A 19,393-nucleotide genomic window follows, 5' to 3' on the forward strand; every position below is an offset into this window, starting at 1 on the left:
CCGTTAGTCAGGTACACGCGCAATTTACCGCTTCGAGTCGCGTGTGCTGGGCGCAGTGCTACTGGAGAATTGCCATGTCCGTTGAGATCATTGTTCGCGAAACGAAAACCGGCCTCGAAATCGTCAGCGGCAGACGTCGACTCGATGCGCTGCTCGCGGTTCGCGACGAAGTCGTCGTCACGAGCCCCGGCGTGGGTGAAGTTGTTATCGCACGGTTGCCGGATGGACGCCTGCAGGCATCGGCGAATCCGGAGCACATCGCATTGTTCCGCCAACCGGCAATGGCGTCGGGACCCAAGAAAAGCTTCGCTTGACGCTTGACGATGAAAGCTGCCGGGCTCCGGCGGCTGTGATTTCCAGGTGCAACAAGCATCCGGCTGAACGGCCGGGTTTCGTGCGGCATGGCCGAGCGAATCGCCATTTCGTCACGCGCTGCTCGAGAACTGCATCTAGCCAAATAAAAGGGCCGCGATTCTTCGCGGCCCTTATTTCATCTTATGGCTGAAAAGACTCTCAGACCAGCACGGCGGCCCCTATTGATCAATCGTCGCTTTTCGGATCGAGCCCTGGAAACAGGACCTCGGTGAAGCCGAATTTCGAGAAGTCCGTCACACGCATGGGATAAAGCTTGCCGATCAGGTGATCGCATTCGTGCTGCACGACGCGCGCGTGAAACCCTTCTGCCAGCCGTTCGATGGGTGAACCGTACTGATCGAAACCCTGATAACGGATCATGGTGTACCGCTGCACCGCGCCCCGCAGGCCCGGCACCGACAAACAGCCTTCCCAGCCTTCTTCCATGTCGTGCGAAACCGGCGTGATGATCGGGTTGATCAGCACCGTTTCCGGTACCGGTTCAGCCTCCGGATACCGGTCGTTTTGCGCAAAACCGAAAATCACGACCTGCAAATCCACGCCAATCTGCGGCGCGGCCAACCCTGCGCCGTTGGCGTGGCGCATGGTGTCGAACATGTCTTCAACAAGAGCGTGCAGCTCCGGGGTATCGAAATGGTCAACCGACTCGGCGATACGCAACAAACGCGGATCGCCCATTTTGAGGATTTCGCGGATCATGGGGTTTCTCCCTCCAAAAGCTTGCGCATACCATCTTCGTCGAGCACCGGGACGCCGAGTTCTTCAGCCTTCACAAGCTTGCTGCCCGCCTCCGCTCCCGCCACCACGTAATCTGTTTTCTTCGATACCGATCCCGCCACTTTCGCGCCCGCCGCCTCCAGCATTTCCTTCGCGTCTTCGCGGGACAAGTTAGGCAGCGTGCCAGTGAGCACGACCGTCTTGCCGGCAAGAACCCCCTGCGGCGCCTTGGGCGCGGGCGGGCCTTCGGGCCACGTCACCTTGCCCGGCGCGCGCAACTGGTCGATCACCATCTGATTGTGTTCTTCGCTAAAAAAGTTGTGCAGCGACTCGGCCACGACAGGCCCGACATCGTTCACTTCCAGCAATTCTTCAACGCTCGCCGCCATGATCGGATCGAGCGAGCCAAAATGCTTGGCGAGGTCCTTCGCCGTCGATTCCCCGACGTGACGAATACCCAGCGCGTACAGAAACCGCGGCAACGTGGTTTGTTTCGCCTTCTCGAGGGAATCGTACAGATTCTGAGCGGATTTATCAGCGAAACGATCCAGCGCAGCGAGCGTTGCCACACCAAGATTGAACAAGTCCGCCGGCGTGCGCACGATGTTCTCGTCGACCAGTTGGTCGATGATCTTCTCACCCAGCCCGTCGATATCCAGCGCGCGCCGCTGCGCGAAGTGCCAAAGCGCCTGTTTGCGCTGCGCGGGACAGATCAGGCCGCCGGTGCATCGCGCAATGGCTTCGTCAGGAAGCCTTTCTATCTTCGATCCGCACACCGGGCACTCGGTCGGCATCACGAACTCGCGGGCATCGTCCGGACGCCGGTCGAGAATCGCGCCGACCACTTCGGGAATCACGTCGCCGGCACGGCGCACGATCACGGTGTCGCCGATACGGATGTCCTTGCGCCGCACTTCGTCCTCGTTATGCAGCGTGGCATTCGTTACCGTCGCGCCGCCGACAAACACAGGCGTAAGGCGCGCGACCGGCGTGATGGCGCCCGTACGGCCAACTTGTACGTCAATTGCCAGCAACTGCGTGAGCGCTTCCTGCGCGGGAAACTTGTGTGCAAGCGCAAAGCGCGGCGCACGCGAGACGAAACCCAGCTTGTCCTGCTCGTCGCGCTGGTTGACCTTATAGACGACGCCGTCGATGTCGTACGGCAAACCATCGCGTTGCTCGCCCGTCTTGCGGAAGAACTCGAGCAGGCCCTCGGCGCCTTGCACCACGCCACGTTCCGAGTTGACCGGCAAGCCCATTTCCTTGTACCAGTCGAGCAGTGCCGAATGCGACACCGGCATCTCCGCGCCGTCCAGTACGCCGATGCCATAAGCGAAAAACGACAACTGGCGCTGCGCGGTCATCTTGGGATCGAGTTGCCGCAAACCGCCAGCCGCCGCATTACGCGGGTTCGCAAACTCGCGTTGTTCGGCTTCGCGCTGGCGCGCGTTGATCTTTTCAAAATCGCGCTTGAACATGAGCACTTCGCCGCGCACATCGAGCCGCTTCGGGATGTTCTTACCCTTGAGCTTCAGCGGGATAGAGCGGATGGTGCGCACATTCTCGGTAACCTCTTCGCCGGTCGCGCCATCGCCGCGCGTGGCCGCCTGGACGAAGATGCCGTCGTCGTAACGCAGGGAAATGGCAAGCCCGTCGAATTTCAGTTCGCACGCATATTCCACGGGCGAGTGACCGAGCGCGTCGGCCACGCGTTTATCGAAGGCGATGATGTCTTCGTCAGCGAAACCGTTGTTCAACGAGAGCATGGGCACGTCGTGCGTGACCGGCTGGAAACCCGTTGCGACCTGGCCGCCGACGCGTTGCGTGGGGGAATCGGGCGTAATCAGGTCGGGCTGATCGGTCTCGATCTGCTGCAGTTCCTTGAACAGGACGTCGTATTCGGCGTCGGGCAGATCCGGCTGATCGAGAACGTAATACGCGTAGTTGGCACGCTCGAGTTCCGTGCGCAGCCAGACGGCGCGCTCAGCCGGCCGCTCGGCGCTGGCGATGGGCGCGCCCCGCGCCGCGGAAGTGGCGGAGGCAGCTTTGGGATCAGCTTTAGGACCCGCTTTAGAAGCGGCTTTCGGTTTGGCAGACATGCGGCGAGACAGGCTAGAAAGTTAGAAGAAACCGACCTGTCGATTGTCTCAGAGATCAGTGAATCGTGACATCGGCCGTATAGCCGATGCCTTACGAAACCGCTACCTGTCAGACGGCCGCCGCCGTAAGATCCTTACTGGCTGAACAAGCGCCGCGTGGCGGGGGAGCCCGCCGGAATACCCGCCTGTTCGAGCTTTGCGTACAGCGTCATCAACTGCTTTTCAATGGCGAGCAGCGACGATTCCGGCAATGGCCGGCGCTGGTCGTCCACCACGCGCGCGCCAACGCGCTCGGAGAGCGACTTCGCGTAATCGCACATCAGGCGGAACGGCAGGATGTCTTCGTCGGCGACCGGTACGTCCAGCACCAGCGTGATCATCTGGCCGCCCTTGTACGTCAGGTCGTCGCGCAGGAAGTTGGTATCGCCGAAAAGCAGCATGAACACCGGGTTCTGGCGTGCATCGAGCTTGACGAAACGCGTACCGTCGCGCGAGAGCAGCAAGCCGTCTTGCGAGGCCACCGCCTGCACGTAGTTGGCCGACCACGGCGCGCCGTCGGAGAGAATGTTGATCGACAATTGCGCGTCGCACTGAGCCGCGAACCCGTCGAGTTCACGCGCCATGCCGACGGTTTCAAGCATGTCGGGAAATTCGGGGGAACCGTCGATGCCATCGGCGAAACGCTGTACGCCTGTGACGAACTCCGAGAATTCCAGTTCGTTCAGCGGACCGCCGCGATTGGCTAGTTGCACCGCCGCGCGCAATTCTTCATAACGCGCGCCGTTCTTGAGCAATTCCCAGGTCGTGCCGCCTTCCGGCTTGCCTTCAATATGCACGGGCTTCGCGCCCGCGCGGCGCAGCTTTTGCGCGCTCGGGATGAGCTTCTCAGCGGGAATGGGGGCAAGCAAACGGATGGGCACCACGCAATCGATCCGACGGTCCACGATAGCCGGCGGCGCCGATGAAATCGTGGTTGCCGCGGGCAAAACGGGTTCGTCATCGTCGGCCAAAATGGGCGATATGGCCGATGAATCCGGCTCCGGGAAATCGCCATTCACCGAGGTCGCTTCAGCCTGGATATCGACTGCGGTATCGGCCGGTGCAACCGTGGAAAGCGGTGCCCCGCCAAAGCTCGGCTCGACTCGTGTGTCCGGTGTATCGCCCTCGCCCATGGCGGGTTCACGCCTGACCGGGCGTGTCGGTTCAATGAACGGCTGCTCCTCGTCGGTGTCGCTGCGCGCGAGCGACTCTGCTGCTTCGTCAGGCATCGGGCGCGGCATCTTGCGGCGCACTTTGGCGCCTTGCCACGCGTTATAAACCACTACGCCGCCAACCACCACGGCACCCGCTCCAATCAACCCGAGTGTCAACTCGTCCATGCACTCTCCGTCATTCTTTTCCGGCTGCGCTCTCGGCGCGCTTGGCGAGCGCTTATTGAGGCATCCCGCGCTCATTTGAGCGCTTGTTGAGCTTACGCTGCGCGATCTGCGGCCCACGCGGTATCGAACCAATCAATCGATCTGCATGGAGCCACTCCGCGACTGCGCGCCAGAACGGGCCTCCCAGGCCTGTTCTCCCTGCTTTTTCACACTAAATCTTGCTGTCCGTTCTAAAAAGCCCGGCCAGACGTTCACGCATTCTGGGCGAAACCCGCTGCGGATTCCATATCCACGGCAACGATCCGCGAGACGCCCTGTTCCTGCATCGTCACGCCAATCAGTTGCTGCGCCATTTCCATCGCGATCTTGTTGTGCGAGATGAAGAGGAATTGCGTCTTCTCCGACATCGCCCGTACAAGATTCGCAAAGCGCTCGGTATTGGCGTCGTCGAGTGGCGCGTCCACTTCGTCCAGCAGACAGAACGGCGCCGGATTCAACTGGAACATCGCAAACACGAGCGCGGTGGCGGTGAGGGCCTTTTCGCCGCCCGACAACAAGTGAATGGTCGAATTCTTCTTGCCCGGCGGTTGCGCGAGCACTTGCACGCCCGCATCCAGGATTTCGTCGCCGGTCATCACGAGTTTTGCTTGGCCGCCGCCGAAAAGACGCGGGAAAAGCTCGCCAAAATGACGGTTCACTTCGTCGAACGTGCCTTGCAGCAACGACCGCGTTTCCTGGTCGATCTTGTGGATCGCGTCTTCCAGCGTGCCGATGGCATCGTTCAAATCCGCCGATTGCGCGTCGAGGAACTCCTTGCGCTCGCTGGCTGCGGCAAGCTCGTCGAGCGCCGCCATGTTCACGGCGCCAAGCGCCGCGATCGCATTGTTCAGCCGCGTGACTTCGCCCTGCAAATACGACGGTTTCATATCCGGCGTGAGCTTGGCCTGCAACTCGGCTTCATCCACACCCGCGGCCGCCAGTTGCTCGATGAACTGTTCGCCGCTGATGCGTGCCGCCTGTTCCTTCAACTGCAATTCGTTGATCTTGTCGCGCAAAGGCTGGAGCGAACGTTCCGCGATCAGCCGCAATTCGTCGGCCTGACGCAGCCGCGCGGTGAGGTCGTCGAGTTCGATGCGGGCCGATTGCAGCGCCGCTTCCCGCTCCGCGCGCAATTCGAGCGCGTCCTGCAAGCCGGTGTGCGCCGTTTGCTCGTTGATCGTTTCAAGTTCAGCGCGGGCGTCTTCCAGTGCACCGGCGACGCGTTCGCTCTGATCCTTCGCCGTTTCAATGTTGCGCCGATACTCCTCGATCTTCGCCGCCAGCCCACGCGCCGCGAAGCTGGCGTCGGTGGCCGCGCGTTCGAGGTCGCGCGCTTGCTGGCGCGCGTTGGTCAACGATTCGTCGAGTGCTTCGAACGCCAGTTGATGATCTTCGAAACGTGCCTGCAACTCAGCGAGTTCGCCGTCATGGCGCTCGAAATTCGCTTCCGATTCAGCCCGCAATGCACGCTGTTCATCGATTTGCGCGGTGATTTCAGCCAGTTCCTCGCGGATCTGCGTGCTGCGCTGCATATAGCGCTCTTGCGCCTGAGCAAGCTTCAACACGTCCATTTGCAAGGCGTGGACACGCTGGGTCGCGCGTTCGGCGGAGGAGCGGGCGTCTCCGAGACTCGCCGATGCCTGCGTATGCGCCGCTTCCGCTCGAATAGCCGCTGCCTTGGCTTCATCGGCGAGGAGCGCTTGTGCGCGCACTTGCTTCGTCAGATTTTCGATTTCCTGCTGGCGGGCAAGCATGCCGGCCTGTTCGGAGTCGGCGGCATAAAGCTGCACGCCAACCCGCGTCACCACATGCCCGGCCTTTACCACGAACGCAGCGCCGTCCGGCAATTGCGAACGCGAGGCAAGCGCCTGGGCGATGTCATCGGCGACAAAAATCTGGCCCAGCCAGTCGGTCAGCACGGCGCGCAGACCGGCATCATCGATACGGATCAGAGCGAGCAATGGACGCAAACCGGCGGGCGTTTCCTGAGGACGGCCGGCGTTGGGCGGGGCATAAAACGCGAGCTTCGCGGGCGGCGCATCAGTGGCAAACGCCTTCACCCAATCGAGATTCGATACTTCCAACGCCGCGATCCGCTCACGCAGCACCGACTCCAGCGCCGTTTCCCAACCCGCTTCAACGTGCAGCTTTTTCCACAAGCGCGGCAACGAGCCGAGTTCGTGTTTGTCGAGCCACGGCTGGATCTTGCCTTCAGTCTGAACGTTTTCCTGCAACTGCTTCAGCGCCGCGAGCCGCGCTTCGAGCTGGTGAATCTGCGCGCTTTCGGCCTGCACTTTCTCTTGTGCCGCGCGACGCTCGCCATCCAGACGCGGCAGCGTGTCCTGCGCGTCGGAGAGGCGGCCTTGCGCTTCAGCGAGAATTTCTTCGTGCTCGGCGAGTTGCATGCGCAACTCTTCGAGCTGCGCTTCGTCGGGCGCGTCCAGGCCGCCCGCTTCACTTTTCAGGCGTTCGTGGCGCTGCTGCAATTGCTGCAGTTGCTGATCAGCATTGCGCTGATGCGCGGCCTCGAGTTTCAGCGCTTGTTCAGTCTGCGCGATACCGCCGCGCTCTGCGTTCAACTCGGCCTGGGCATCGCGGAAACGCGCTTCGAGCGCGGGCAATTCGTCGTGTTTCGCAGCCGCTGTTTCTTGCGCGATTGCCGCCTTTTCCTCGCCGATAGCCAGCGCCTCTTCGGCGTCCGTGATCTCGCCGCGGGCTTTCTCGGCCTGCATCTGCCACTGTTCGCGCTGAGCGCTCAACGCCGCGATCTGCGCCTGCACCCGATTACGCGATTCCACGATAAAGCGGATCTCAGCCTCGAGCTTGGCCACTTCCGAGTTCGCTTCGTACAGCGAACCCTGCGCGCCCTGCATGGCATCGCTTGCGCTGTAGTGCGCCACCCGCAACGTTTCCAGTTGCGCTTCGACTTCACGCAGCTTGGCGGTTTGTGCTTCGAGTTCGATCTGCGCGTCGCTGATGGCGCGCTGCTGGCGCTCCGACTCGTTGCCCGCCTCGTTTTTGCGCAACAGCCACAGCAGCCGTTGTTTTTCCTCGCCATCGGCCTGCAACGTCTTGTATTTCGTCGCGACAATCGCCTGGGCTTCGAGCTTCTCCAGATTCGCGCTCAACTCGCGCACGATGTCTTCCACGCGCGTCAGGTTTTCGCGGGTATCGTGCAGGCGGTTTTCGGTCTCGCGGCGGCGTTCCTTGTACTTGGACACGCCCGCGGCTTCTTCCAGGAACACGCGCAGTTCTTCAGGCTTCGCTTCGATGATCCGCGCAATCATGCCCTGCCCGATGATCGCGTAAGCACGCGGTCCGAGACCCGTACCCAGGAAGATGTCCTGGATATCGCGGCGGCGGGCTGGCAGGTTGTTGATGTAGTAGCTCGACGTGCCGTCGCGCGTTAAAACGCGCTTGACGGCGATTTCGGCGTAGGTGCCCCACTGGCCCCCGGCCCGGCCGTCGGCGTTATCGAAGATGAGTTCGACGCTGGCGCGGCTGCCCGGCTTGCGCGCCGTGGAGCCGTTGAAGATCACGTCCTGCATCGACTCGCCGCGCAGCTCGGACGCGCGCGATTCGCCGAGCACCCAGCGCACGGCGTCGATGATGTTGGATTTGCCGCAGCCATTCGGGCCGACCACGCCGACAAGCTGGCCTGGGACCTGGAAATGGGTGGGATCGACGAAGGACTTGAAGCCAGCGAGTTTTATCGAGGTCAGACGCACGGCGATATCGCTGATTGAAAAGAATTCGGGAGAACGGGCCGGCGAGCCTCCGAGCCGTGATGCTTGTGCGGCAGGAGATAACAACTAACGCCGGTCGAAAACGCTCGGGTGGTGGGTCGAACCCCGTTGAACCAGCTCGGTGCGATCAAAGCTTGATTCGAAGCGGCGGCGCGCAACCCGTGGTGCTATTGCTCGACGGTTTATATATAACCCTTCTATATAACCTGTAACCGACCGCAAGCACGCAACCCGGCGAACGGTGACAATCATACCATCGCCGGTCTTGAATTCTTTTGGTTTGCTGACACAGGGATTTCTCCTCGCAACGGCAGGCCTGCCGGGTTCTGCACGGCCGATGCCGGGTGATTTCAGCGCGATTGCCGGCGGCCGTGGCCGGACGCCTTCCCGCATTGGAACCCGCCTTCCCCGCCCCGGCAAAAACCGCCCTGACGCCCCTGCAAACCCAACCCGGGGCGACGAGGGGGATATAATCCGAGCCTTGTCGTTTCAACGTCTGCACCGACTTCGCCGTGAATCCACTTCTCCAGAAACTTCAGCCGTATCCATTCGAAAAATTGCGCGCGCTATTCAAAGGCGTCACGCCGCGCGCCGATTGGACGCCTATCAGCTTCGGTATTGGTGAGCCGAAACATGCAACGCCGGCGCTGATTCGCGAGGCAGTCGTGAACGCGATGTCCGGCCTCGCGTCCTATCCCGCTACGGCGGGCAGCGAGCCATTGCGCCAGGCCATTGCTGACTGGACAAAAGAGCGCTACGGCCTGCCCGCGGTCAATGCCGCCACGGAAGTCTTGCCCGTCTCCGGCTCCCGTGAAGCGCTTTTTTCGCTCGCCCAGACCGTGATCGACAGCCGCAGCAAGGGCGAGGCGCCCATTGTGGTCTGCCCGAATCCGTTCTATCAGATCTACGAAGGCGCAGCCTTGCTGGCCGGCGCCGAGCCGTACTTCGTGAACAGCGATCCGGCGCGCAACTTCGCCTGCGATTACGCAGCCGTCCCCGACGCCGTCTGGGCACGCACCCAATTGCTCTACGTTTGCTCGCCGGGCAACCCGACCGGCGCGGTGCTGACGCTGGAAGACTGGCGCGAGCTGTTCGCGCTCTCGGATCGCCACGGCTTCGTGATTGCCTCCGATGAATGCTATTCCGAGATCTATTTCAACGAAGCCACGCCTCCGCTGGGCTGCCTGGAAGCCGCCCACAAGCTCGGCCGCGGTTTCGACCGGCTGGTGATGCTGTCGAGCTTGTCCAAGCGTTCGAACGTACCCGGCATGCGCTCGGGTTTTGTCGCCGGCGATGCGTCGATACTCAAGCAATTCCTGCTTTACCGCACCTATCACGGCGCAGCGCTCTCACCCATGTTTCAGGCAGCGAGCGTGGTTGCGTGGAAAGACGAGGCGCATGTGCGCGAAAACCGCGCGCTGTACCTCAGGAAATTCACGACCGTCACTCCCATGCTCGCCGAGGTGCTTGACGTCCGTCTGCCCGACGCCGCGTTCTATTTGTGGGCGAACGTGGCGCGCACCGGACTCACCGACACCGAGTTCGCCGCCCGCCTTCACGCCGACTATAATGTGACGGTTTTGCCGGGCTCGTATCTGGCGCGAGACGCGCACGGCACGAATCCCGGCAGCGGCTTCATTCGCATTGCGCTAGTTGCCGATGTCGACGAATGCGTGGAAGGTGCACGGCGTATCGTCGAATTTTGCAGCGCGCTTGCTCAGCGGTAGTTGGCCCGGTAACTCCCTCCTTAAATCGCAGCACTCACTTAAGTCACGACCATGTCGCAACAACTTCAGCAGATCATCGATACCGCCTGGGACAACCGCGCCGAGCTGTCGCCGAAATCGGCCCCTGCCGACGTGCGCGAGGCTGTCGCTCACGCCATCGAGCAACTCGATAAAGGCTTGGCCCGCGTTGCCGAGAAACGGGACGGCGAATGGATCGTGAATCAATGGCTGAAGAAAGCAGTGTTGCTGTCGTTCCGCCTGGAAGACAACGCGCCGATGCCGGCTGGCGGTTACAGCCAGTTCTACGACAAAGTGCCGTCGAAGTTCGCCAACTACACGGCCGAAGATTTCGCTGCAGGCGGTTTTCGCGTCGTGCCGCCGGCTATTGCCCGCCGCGGTGCGTTTATCGCTAAAAACGTCGTGCTGATGCCGTCGTACACGAACATCGGCGCGTATGTCGATGAAGGCACGATGGTCGATACCTGGGCCACCGTCGGTTCGTGCGCGCAGATCGGCAAGAACGTGCACTTGTCGGGCGGCGTGGGCATTGGCGGCGTGCTGGAGCCGCTGCAGGCGAACCCGGTGATCATCGAAGACAACTGCTTTATTGGCGCGCGTTCGGAAGTCGTGGAAGGTGTGATCGTGGAAGAGAACTCCGTGATTTCCATGGGTGTGTATCTCGGCCAGAGCACCAAGATCTATGATCGCGAAACGGGTTCGGTCACGTATGGCCGCATCCCGGCGGGATCGGTCGTGGTCGCGGGCAACCTGCCGTCGAAGGACGGTTCGCACAGCCTGTACTGCGCGGTGATCGTGAAGAAGGTGGACGCGAAAACGCGTGCCAAGGTTGGCCTGAACGAGTTGCTGCGAGGCGATTGATCCATGGCCGCGAAAAAGATCGTCGTGTATGGCATTCCGAATTGCGACACCGTGCGAAAAGCACGCGTTTGGCTGGAAGAACATGACGTGCCGTTCGAGTTCCACGACTTCAAGAAAGCCGGGGTGAACACAGCCTTGTTGCAGGACTGGTTGAAGGACGTCACGCTCGACGAACTGATCAACCGGCGCGGCACGACGTGGCGCGGCCTGTCGGATACCTACAAGGACGAAGCCGGTTCCACCGCCGGTGCGATCGCGTTGATGATCCACAAGCCGTCGATCATCAAGCGGCCCGTGCTGGTCGTGAACGGCCGCGTGAAATCTCTCGGATTCGATGCCGAGAAGTACGAAACGCTGTTCGTTTAAAGATTGAGCTCCAAGCTTTTAAGCGCAGCATCGCGTGCCCCTTCAATAAAGGCGCGCGAATCTTGATCCCTGCCGGCCGCCGCGCCGGCATTTTTTATTGAAAGTGGCTCGAATCCATGTCCGGCACCCTTCTTCTCTCGGAACAACTCATCGCGCGCGCGTCCGTCACGCCCGACGATCAGCATTGCCAGAACGTGTTGATCGAGCGCCTGGCCGCGATCGGCTTCGAGTGCGAAACGATCGCGTCGGGCGGCGTCACGAATCTCTGGGCCGTGAAACGCGGCACGGACGGAACCGACGGCAAGCTCCTCGCGTTCGCCGGTCATACCGACGTCGTGCCGACCGGGCCGCTGGAACAATGGACATCGCCGCCGTTCGTGCCGACTCACCGCGACGGCAAGTTGTACGGTCGCGGCGCAGCGGACATGAAGACGTCGATCGCCGCGTTCGTCGTGTCGAGCGAAGAGTTCATAGCGGCGCATCCGGCGCATCGCGGCTCGCTTGCATTCCTGATCACCAGCGACGAAGAAGGCCCCGCCACCGACGGCACCGTCAAAGTGATCGAAGCGTTGAAAGCGCGCGGCGAGCGGCTGGATTACTGCATTGTGGGCGAACCCACTTCAAGCGCCACGCTCGGCGATATGGTCAAGAACGGCCGTCGCGGTTCCATGTCCGGCAGGCTGGTCGTGAAAGGCGTGCAAGGGCATATTGCTTACCCGCATCTCGCGAAGAATCCAATTCACTTGCTCGCGCCAGCGCTCGCTGAACTGGTCTCCACGCATTGGGACGACGGCAACGAATATTTCCCGCCGACCACGTGGCAAGTGTCCAACTTGCACAGCGGCACGGGCGCAACGAACGTGATCCCGGGTCATATCGACTTGATGTTCAATTTCCGCTTTTCCACGGCAAGCACGGTGGAAGGGCTGCAAAGCCGCGTTCACGCGATCCTCGATAAACACGCGCTCGATTACGATCTCGCGTGGAGCGTCAGCGGCCTGCCGTTCCTCACGCCGCGCGGCACGTTGTCGAACGCGCTGGAACAAGCCATTTTCGATGAAACCGGCGTGCGCACCGAACTGTCCACCACGGGCGGCACATCAGATGGACGCTTCATTGCGCGCATCTGCGAACAGGTGGTCGAATTCGGACCGCCCAACGGCAGCATTCACAAGATCGACGAACACGTTGAAGTTGCGTTTATCGAACCATTGAAAAACGTGTACAAACGCGTGCTTGAAACCCTGCTTGCCTGATCCGACTCACCCTTATAAGGAGCCTGCGATGGCGCTTCCCTTCACCACCGTTCGCGATCTGCTGCGTTTTGCCGTCTCGCGTTTTACAGAGGCAAACTTGTCGTTCGGCCACGGTTCATCGAATGCATTCGATGAAGCCGCGTACCTTGTGCTGCATACCCTGCATTTGCCGCTCGACACACTCGACCCGTTCCTCGACGCCCGCCTGCTTGACACCGAAATTGACGCCATCATGAAAGTGATCGAGCGCCGCGCGACGGATCGCGTGCCAGCGGCATACATTACGAACGAAGCGTGGATGCACGGGCACCGTTTCTACGTCGATGAACGCGTGATCGTGCCGCGTTCGTTTATTGGCGAGTTGCTGCAGGATGGCTTGCAGCCGTATGTGCAGGACCCGGATGAAGTCTCGCGCGTGCTCGAACTCTGCACGGGTTCCGGTTGCCTCGCGATTCTGGCGGCGCAGGCGTTCGTGAATGCTGACATCGATGCCGTCGACATCTCCGCGCCCGCGCTGGAAGTCGCGCATAAAAACGTGGACGACTACGACCTGGATTCGCGCGTCGCGTTGTACGAAGGTGATCTGTTCGGACCGCTGCCCGTGGGCCGCTACGAAGTCATCATCACGAATCCGCCGTACGTCAACGCGCTGGCCATGCAGACCTTGCCCGCCGAATATCGCCACGAGCCGGAACTTGCGCTCGCGGGCGGCGCGGACGGCATGGATATCGTGAAGCGGATTGTGGGCGAAGCGCGCAAGTGGCTGACCGAAGACGGCGTGCTCGTCGTCGAAATTGGCAACGAACGGGCCAACGTTGAAGCCACGCTCGGCGGCCTCGACATTGTCTGGCTCTCGACCAGCGCCGGCGACGACAACGTGTTTCTCATCCAGGCAGCCGACTTGCCGGGCTGACGGCGCAACTTTCGACTTTAGGCCAAGCGCGCACATGCACTTCGAGTGGCAGGACTGGCTTCATCTGGGCACGTTCGTGATGCTCGCCCATTTGCTGGGCGCGGCCGCCGCGTGCCACGCGGTGCTCAACACGCGCACCTCGCAAGGCGCGGTCGCGTGGGCCGTGTCGCTTGTCGCCATGCCGTACTTCACGCTGATCCCGTATCTCTTTCTCGGGCGCAGCAAGTTCGCTGGTTACATCGATGCGCGCCGGCTGGAAAACGAGATCCTGCGCAAGAGTGCGCATCCGACAGAATGGAATTTTCCCGATGAAGCCGCCCGCCTGCGCGGCGCAGCGGCCGGAGATCCGGCGGAATATCTAGGCCATCCAACTATCCGTGCGCTGACGCGGTTGAGCGGCATGCCGTTCCTGCGCGGCAATTCCGTGCGTGTGCTGATCAACGGCGACGCCACGTTCGATGCAATTTTTAAAGCCATCGACGCAGCGAAAAGCTATGTGGTCGTGCAGTTTTTCATCGTCCGCGCCGATGATCTCGGCAATCGACTGAAAGACCTGCTGCTCAAAAAAGCGCAGCAAGGCGTGCGCGTTTATTTTCTCTACGACAGCATCGGCAGCTTCGATTTACCCAAACGCTACGTCAACACCTTGCGCGCGGGCGGCGTGCAAACGCATCCGTTCGCGACCAAGCGCAAGTTCGTCAATCGCTTCCAGATCAACTTCCGTAATCATCGGAAGATCGTGGTGGTTGATGGCGAATGTGCGTTTGTAGGCGGTCATAACGTGGGCGTCGAATATCTCGGCGCGAATCCGCGTTTGTCGCCCTGGCGCGATACGCACATTGAAGTGCGCGGCCCGGCGGTCGCGAGCATTCAGTTTGTGTTCATCGAAGACTGGTACTGGGCGACGCAGCGCATTCCGGAAGTGGAAGCGTCGAAGACATCAGCAGACGATATGAGCTGCCTCATCCTCGCGAGCGGCCCCGCCGACCATCAGGAAACGTGCTCGCTGTTTTTCGTCGAAGCAATCAACGCGGCGCGTTCGCGAATCTGGATCACGACGCCGTATCTCATTCCCGATGAAGCCGTGTTCTCGGCGCTGCGGCTTGCCGTTATGCGCGGCGTCGACGTGCGAATCCTGATTCCTAGCCGCCGCGATCATCGCGTGGTGTTTGCTGCGTCGAAACTCTATGCCTACGATGCGCTGCTCGCAGGCGTGAAGATCTTTCGATATCGCCCGGGCTTCCTGCATCAGAAAGTGGTGCTGGTGGACGACATGTCCGCCGCCATTGGCAGCGCGAATCTCGATAACCGCTCGTTTCGTCTCAACTTCGAGATCATGGTCCTGACCGTGGACAAGGGCTTTGCGAGCGAAGTCGAAAAAATGCTGCTCGATGACTTTGCGCAATCATGGGAAATCAGCCGCGACGATTATCTCGGCGCGCCAGCCTGGCGCCGCATGGCGATGCACGTTGCGCGCTTGTTTTCACCCATTCTTTGACGCGGGTTTAAGCCCCGCTTTTAGCCCACGTAAGGTCCGAGGTGATGGGCGAATCGCCGGGCGCATTCCAGGCCGAATGCTGTCGGCTTGATCCCGCGATCGTGCTTCACCTCAAACCCCATTCGCCATGCCGCAATGCGCTTGCCGTAACACGTGAGCGCGTCGAGCGACTGCATCACGAAGACAATCGCCGGCAACACCTCCTCATAGTGCAGCTGCGCCGCGGCCGGATCGTCGTTCGCGAATGCGCGAAAAATCTCCACCTGATGATCGAAGCTGTCCGGCGCGACGATCATGCCCGCGCAACCGGCGCGCAAGTTGTCGAGCAACTCCTGCCCGCCGCGCCCATTGAAAACAGGCATTGTGCTGCCGGCCGCCGCCAGGCAGTCGATGGTCGTACGCAACACCGTCGCCGCGCCCTCACCCTTTAACCAGCGAAAATTCGGGCACTGCTGCGCCAGTTCGGCGAGCGCTTCCGGCGACAAACCGGCGCCCAGATATTCCGGCGCGTTTTGAATGCCTGCGCCGGCTGTGTCAGTCAAGCCGTTCATGACGGCGGCGAAGAAATCGAAGTAAAAGCGTTCGGGCTCGGTTCGCGTTGATGGTGGTTGCAGAATCAGCCATTGCGCGCCGTGCGCCACGGCCCAATTGCCGAATTCGGTCTGCTCCTGGACGGTGTCGCCGGTGACGGTCACCGCCAGCGGGACGCGAGATTCAATGTCCTCGCGCGCCCAGTTCACCACTTGCTCACGCTCAGCCCGCGACAAACGCTGCACTTCGGTTGCGAGACCGAGTACCACGATACCGGGAGCACCGGCGGCAATGGTCCGCTCAACTTGCACGCGCATGGCGTCGCGATCGAGCTCGTTGTGTTCATCGAAATAAGCGTAGAGAACCGGCCAGATGCCGGCGGGCGAGAAATCGTTTGTTGCAGTCATATGCGTCGGACCTGATCTTCGATGTTCAATGAGAGTCGCGCGGCACAGGCGCGCCGCTTGAGCCGACGAGGAAATCAAGGTCGGCGCCCTGGTCCGCCTGCAGTACGTGATCGACGTAGAGCTTCACATAACCGCGCAGTGGCGACGCTGGCTTGGTCCATAACGCACGACGCCGTTCGAGTTCTTCATCGGAAACTTCCAGATGCAGCCGGCGCGCTTCGACATCGAGTTCAATCATGTCGCCGGTCTGCACAAGCGCGAGCGGTCCGCCCGCTGCCGCTTCCGGCGACACGTGCAATACGACCGCGCCGTACGCAGTGCCGCTCATCCGGCCATCCGAAATGCGGACCATGTCGGTAATGCCCTTCTGGAGCACCTTTTTCGGCAGCGGCATGTTGCCGACTTCAGCGAACCCTGGATAACCCTTCGGCCCCGCGCCCTTCAAGACCATGACGCAGTGCTCATCGATATCAAGGGCTTCGTCATCCACCTTCGCGTGCAATTCCTCCACATTTTCGAACACGACCGCGCGGCCGCGATGTTTCAGCAAATGTTGCGATGCCGCCGACGGTTTGATCACGGCGCCATTCGGCGCGAGATTGCCCCTCAGCACTGCTATACCGGCCTTCGGCTTGAACGGTGCCGCGAACAGCGTGATGACTTTTTCGTCGTCGTTGCGGGCATTCGACACGTTGTCCCAGATCGTCTTGCCGTTCACGGTCAGCGCGTTCTTGTGCAGCAAACCGTGTTCGCCAAGCTGCTTCAGCACGGCCGGCAAACCGCCCGCGTAGTAGAAATCCTCCATCAGGTATTCGCCCGAAGGCTGGAGATTCACGAGACACGGCACGTCGGAACCCAGCTCCCAATCGTCGAGCGTCAGCGGCACGCCAATGCGCTTGGCGAGTGCGATCAGATGCACCACCGCATTCGTCGATCCGCCAATCGCGGCATTCGTGCGAATTGCGTTCTCGAAGGCTTCGCGCGTGAGGATTTTGTCCATCGTGAGGTCTTCATGCACCATATCGACGATACGCCGGCCGGCCATATGGGCCAGCACCTGACGGCGGGCATCGACGGCGGGAATGGCCGCGTTATGCGGCAAGCCCATGCCGAGCGATTCGACCATCGACGCCATGGTGGAGGCCGTGCCCATCGTCATGCAATGTCCGCGCGAACGGTTCATGCACGACTCGGCTTCGGTGAATTCCTCTTGCGTCATGGTGCCCGCGCGCACTTCCTCCGACATTTGCCAGACGCCCGTGCCCGAACCGATCGTCTTGCCGCGATAGCGACCGTTCAACATCGGCCCGCCGGATACGGCCAGCGCGGGCAAATTGCACGATGCCGCGCCCATCAGCAACGCGGGGGTGGTCTTGTCGCAGCCGACGAGCAGGATCACCCCATCGAGAGGATTGCCGCGAATCGATTCCTCCACATCCATTGACGCGAGATTGCGAAACAACATGGCGGTCGGTCTCAGGTTCGACTCGCCGAGCGACATCACCGGGAATTCGAGCGGTAGGCCGCCCGCCTCGCGAACACCCCGTTTCACGTATTCCGCCAGCTCGCGGAAATGAGCGTTGCACGGCGTCAGTTCCGACCAGGTGTTGCAGATGCCGATCACCGGACGGCCATCGAAGTTGTCGTGGGGAATGCCCTGGTTTTTCATCCACGAGCGGTGAATGAAACCGTCCTTGCCGTGTGTACCGAACCATTGTTGCGAGCGAAGTTTGCGCATGTCTTGTCTCGTGGCGGAGCGCCGTTGTGGGGTGTTGAGATGGATGTGCGTGCCGGTTTAAGGACGACTTAAGGACGGCGCGCGATTACCCAATGTCCTGTTCTTGTTCTTGAGAAGCCATCTTTCTGGTCACAACTTCAGACCGAGCCGCGCCTTTTTCCAGCGCGTTGAAGTCACGTTGAGTGGCGAGAAGCAACCGCGTCATTGCCGCGTGCGCCTCTGCGGGCTGGCGGCTCCGGATTGCATCGAATACAGCGCAATGCTGTTCCAGCGACGCCTCTGCCGACAGCGCCTGCTTGCCGGTCAGGCGAATGCCTGCGTCCAGCGCGGCCCGGACCGTGCCGATCAATTGCGTGAAGACCCAATTCCCGGCCGCTTCGATAATGCCGGCGTGAAAAGCGACATCCGCCGCCGCCCAGCCTGCGCCGCGCGTGCCGTCCGCTTCGCCGGCCATCGCGTTCAGCGCGGCTTCGATCCGCGCAAGATCACGCTCGGAAGCCCTTGTTGCCGCAAGTTCGGCGGCACGTGGTTCGATCAACAAACGCGCTTCGACCAGCGCCTGGAAAAACGACACGTCCTCTACCCGCAAGACCGCCATGTCCAGCACCGACGCATCCAGCAATTTCCACGATTCCCGCGCGAGAACGGTCGCGCCCTTGCGTCGCCTGCTCTCGATCAGGCCAAGTGAAGCGAGCTTCTGCATCGCCTCGCGGGCAGCCGTACGGCTTACGCCATGCGCGGTGGCGAGTTCCATTTCGTTCGGCAGGGACGAGCCAACGGGGTAGTCGCCCGAAACGATCGCGTCAACTAGATGGACAACGATCGCCTCATGCAGCTTCGTCATGGTTGGCGAGCCTGCGTTTTCTGGTTTCATCGCGACGGCCAATGGGTGTGGGTAGAAAAAATTAAATCATACATAATTTCTTCGTAAAAATGGAATATGTACGACATAATTTCACACTCACGGCAATTGGACGAAAGCCGTTGCCGGGCTCGGCGGGCCGCCGGGCGATTGTCTGAGCGCTATAACGTGCCCTTCGACTCGACCGCTCCGGAGACATACAGGCGTGCAGAAACACCGGACGGGTTCCCGGGAACATACAGACAGAATATGTTGATCGGCGACGCCCGGCCGGACGACGCCTTCAACGAACCAGACAGCCGAGGCCTCCGGTCCCGTCAGATCAAGCCACTAACGCCAATCAGGCGTCAGAGCAGCTTTTCGATATCACTCGAAATCGCATCCGGCTTCGTCACCGAGCCGAACCGGGTGATCACGTCGCCTTGCTTGTCGACCAGGAACTTCGTGAAGTTCCACTTGATGCCTTCCGTTCCCAGCACGCCCGGCGCTTCCTCGGTCAGATAACGGAACAGCGGATGCGCGTTCGCCCCGTTCACATCGACTTTCGCAAACATGGGAAACGTGACCCCATAGTTCTGCTCGCAAAAGCTGCCAATTTGCGCCGCATCGCCCGGTTCCTGTTTGCCAAACTGATTGCACGGGAAGCCCAGCACCGCAAACCCGCGATCCGCATAACGCTCGTGCAACTCCTGCAAGCCCTTGTACTGCGGCGTGAACCCGCACTCGCTCGCCGTGTTCACGATCAGCAGCACCTTGCCCTGATAACTGTCCATGCTGACGGTTTCGCCGCCCAGGGTTTCCGCCGAAAACGAGTAGATAGGGTTCATTCGATGCTCCGCCTGAAAAAATCCAGTCTAAGCG

15 protein-coding genes are annotated in these 19,393 nt (G+C 61.0%); 7 read left to right on the forward strand and 8 right to left on the reverse strand.

The features are described 5' to 3' along the window. Positions 1 to 74: 74 nt before the first annotated feature. On the forward strand, positions 75 to 314 hold the full coding sequence (locus tag ACSQ83_RS12355) for a hypothetical protein (protein WP_414948356.1): 240 nt from the start codon (positions 75 to 77) through the stop codon (positions 312 to 314). A 226-nt stretch (positions 315 to 540) separates the two neighbouring features. Here ACSQ83_RS12355 and def read toward each other — a convergent pair whose 3' ends face one another. The 4 genes from def to smc form a co-directional block, all read right to left on the reverse strand. Continuing rightward, the gene (gene def / locus ACSQ83_RS12360; protein WP_414948355.1) at positions 541 to 1,074 is read right to left on the reverse strand and encodes a peptide deformylase; all 534 of its coding nucleotides are present in this window, start codon (positions 1,072 to 1,074) and stop codon (positions 541 to 543) included. Beyond that, complete coding sequence (gene ligA, locus ACSQ83_RS12365; RefSeq protein ID WP_414948354.1) at positions 1,071 to 3,191, reverse strand: NAD-dependent DNA ligase LigA; 2,121 nt, start codon at positions 3,189 to 3,191, stop codon at positions 1,071 to 1,073. The genes def and ligA overlap by 4 nt, the downstream gene beginning before the upstream one ends. A gap of 134 nt (positions 3,192 to 3,325) precedes the next feature. Then, entirely contained in the window at positions 3,326 to 4,570 is a 1,245-nt protein-coding gene (locus tag ACSQ83_RS12370; protein ID WP_436228304.1) for a cell division protein ZipA C-terminal FtsZ-binding domain-containing protein, read from the reverse strand. Between the two features lie 251 nt (positions 4,571 to 4,821). After that, positions 4,822 to 8,337 carry a chromosome segregation protein SMC gene (smc, locus tag ACSQ83_RS12375; protein WP_436228305.1) on the reverse strand — a complete coding sequence of 1,172 codons (3,516 nt, stop codon included), beginning with the start codon at positions 8,335 to 8,337 and terminating at the stop codon, positions 4,822 to 4,824. A 530-nt stretch (positions 8,338 to 8,867) separates the two neighbouring features. On the opposite strand from smc, the gene dapC reads away from it, so the two are divergent. The 6 genes from dapC to cls all read left to right on the forward strand — a co-directional run bounded on the left by dapC (position 8,868) and on the right by cls (position 14,994). Then, complete coding sequence (dapC, locus tag ACSQ83_RS12380; RefSeq protein WP_436228306.1) at positions 8,868 to 10,082, forward strand: succinyldiaminopimelate transaminase; 1,215 nt, start codon at positions 8,868 to 8,870, stop codon at positions 10,080 to 10,082. 51 nt (positions 10,083 to 10,133) lie between these two features. Beyond that, entirely contained in the window at positions 10,134 to 10,961 is an 828-nt protein-coding gene (gene dapD, locus ACSQ83_RS12385; RefSeq protein ID WP_436228307.1) for a 2,3,4,5-tetrahydropyridine-2,6-dicarboxylate N-succinyltransferase, read from the forward strand. 3 nt (positions 10,962 to 10,964) lie between these two features. Then, positions 10,965 to 11,327, forward strand: coding sequence for an ArsC family reductase (locus ACSQ83_RS12390; protein ID WP_414948349.1), 363 nt, complete (start codon positions 10,965 to 10,967; stop codon positions 11,325 to 11,327). A gap of 116 nt (positions 11,328 to 11,443) precedes the next feature. Continuing rightward, entirely contained in the window at positions 11,444 to 12,583 is a 1,140-nt protein-coding gene (gene dapE / locus ACSQ83_RS12395) for a succinyl-diaminopimelate desuccinylase (protein WP_414948348.1), read from the forward strand. Positions 12,584 to 12,611: 28 nt separating this feature from the next. Beyond that, positions 12,612 to 13,496 (forward strand): 50S ribosomal protein L3 N(5)-glutamine methyltransferase, encoded by an 885-nt coding sequence (gene prmB, locus ACSQ83_RS12400; protein ID WP_414948347.1) that lies wholly within the window; start codon positions 12,612 to 12,614, stop codon positions 13,494 to 13,496. Positions 13,497 to 13,530: 34 nt separating this feature from the next. Continuing rightward, positions 13,531 to 14,994 (forward strand): cardiolipin synthase, encoded by a 1,464-nt coding sequence (gene cls / locus ACSQ83_RS12405; RefSeq protein ID WP_436228308.1) that lies wholly within the window; start codon positions 13,531 to 13,533, stop codon positions 14,992 to 14,994. A gap of 20 nt (positions 14,995 to 15,014) precedes the next feature. On the opposite strand, the gene ACSQ83_RS12410 is transcribed toward cls, so the two are convergent. The 4 genes from ACSQ83_RS12410 to ACSQ83_RS12425 form a co-directional block, all read right to left on the reverse strand. Further along, positions 15,015 to 15,932, reverse strand: a complete 918-nt coding sequence (locus tag ACSQ83_RS12410; RefSeq protein ID WP_436228309.1) for a dihydrodipicolinate synthase family protein — start codon at positions 15,930 to 15,932, stop codon at positions 15,015 to 15,017. A 25-nt stretch (positions 15,933 to 15,957) separates the two neighbouring features. Continuing rightward, entirely contained in the window at positions 15,958 to 17,670 is a 1,713-nt protein-coding gene (locus ACSQ83_RS12415) for an IlvD/Edd family dehydratase (RefSeq protein ID WP_436228310.1), read from the reverse strand. 85 nt (positions 17,671 to 17,755) lie between these two features. Continuing rightward, a complete protein-coding gene (locus ACSQ83_RS12420; protein ID WP_414966999.1) occupies positions 17,756 to 18,514 on the reverse strand; it encodes a FadR/GntR family transcriptional regulator in 759 nt (252 codons plus the stop codon). A gap of 365 nt (positions 18,515 to 18,879) precedes the next feature. Then, on the reverse strand, positions 18,880 to 19,359 hold the full coding sequence (locus ACSQ83_RS12425; RefSeq protein WP_436228311.1) for a glutathione peroxidase: 480 nt from the start codon (positions 19,357 to 19,359) through the stop codon (positions 18,880 to 18,882). Positions 19,360 to 19,393 lie beyond the last annotated feature (34 nt).

The organism is Caballeronia sp. LjRoot29 (genome assembly GCF_964252755.1).
In the GTDB taxonomy this organism is placed as follows: Bacteria; Pseudomonadota; Gammaproteobacteria; order Burkholderiales; family Burkholderiaceae; genus Caballeronia.

Excerpts from the sequence above, each read along its gene's own strand:
- ACSQ83_RS12425 (WP_436228311.1), bottom strand. The coding sequence starts at position 19,359 with ATGAACCCTATCTACTCGTTTTCGGCGGAAACCCTGGGCGGCGAAACC.
- ACSQ83_RS12415 (WP_436228310.1), bottom strand. The coding sequence starts at position 17,670 with ATGCGCAAACTTCGCTCGCAACAATGGTTCGGTACACACGGCAAGGAC.
- cls (WP_436228308.1), top strand. The coding sequence starts at position 13,531 with ATGCACTTCGAGTGGCAGGACTGGCTTCATCTGGGCACGTTCGTGATG.
- ACSQ83_RS12390 (WP_414948349.1), top strand. The coding sequence starts at position 10,965 with ATGGCCGCGAAAAAGATCGTCGTGTATGGCATTCCGAATTGCGACACC.
- ligA (WP_414948354.1), bottom strand. The coding sequence starts at position 3,191 with ATGTCTGCCAAACCGAAAGCCGCTTCTAAAGCGGGTCCTAAAGCTGAT.
- dapD (WP_436228307.1), top strand. The coding sequence starts at position 10,134 with ATGTCGCAACAACTTCAGCAGATCATCGATACCGCCTGGGACAACCGC.
- dapE (WP_414948348.1), top strand. The coding sequence starts at position 11,444 with ATGTCCGGCACCCTTCTTCTCTCGGAACAACTCATCGCGCGCGCGTCC.
- prmB (WP_414948347.1), top strand. The coding sequence starts at position 12,612 with ATGGCGCTTCCCTTCACCACCGTTCGCGATCTGCTGCGTTTTGCCGTC.
- ACSQ83_RS12410 (WP_436228309.1), bottom strand. The coding sequence starts at position 15,932 with ATGACTGCAACAAACGATTTCTCGCCCGCCGGCATCTGGCCGGTTCTC.
- ACSQ83_RS12420 (WP_414966999.1), bottom strand. The coding sequence starts at position 18,514 with ATGACGAAGCTGCATGAGGCGATCGTTGTCCATCTAGTTGACGCGATC.
- def (WP_414948355.1), bottom strand. The coding sequence starts at position 1,074 with ATGATCCGCGAAATCCTCAAAATGGGCGATCCGCGTTTGTTGCGTATC.
- ACSQ83_RS12355 (WP_414948356.1), top strand. The coding sequence starts at position 75 with ATGTCCGTTGAGATCATTGTTCGCGAAACGAAAACCGGCCTCGAAATC.
- ACSQ83_RS12370 (WP_436228304.1), bottom strand. The coding sequence starts at position 4,570 with ATGGACGAGTTGACACTCGGGTTGATTGGAGCGGGTGCCGTGGTGGTT.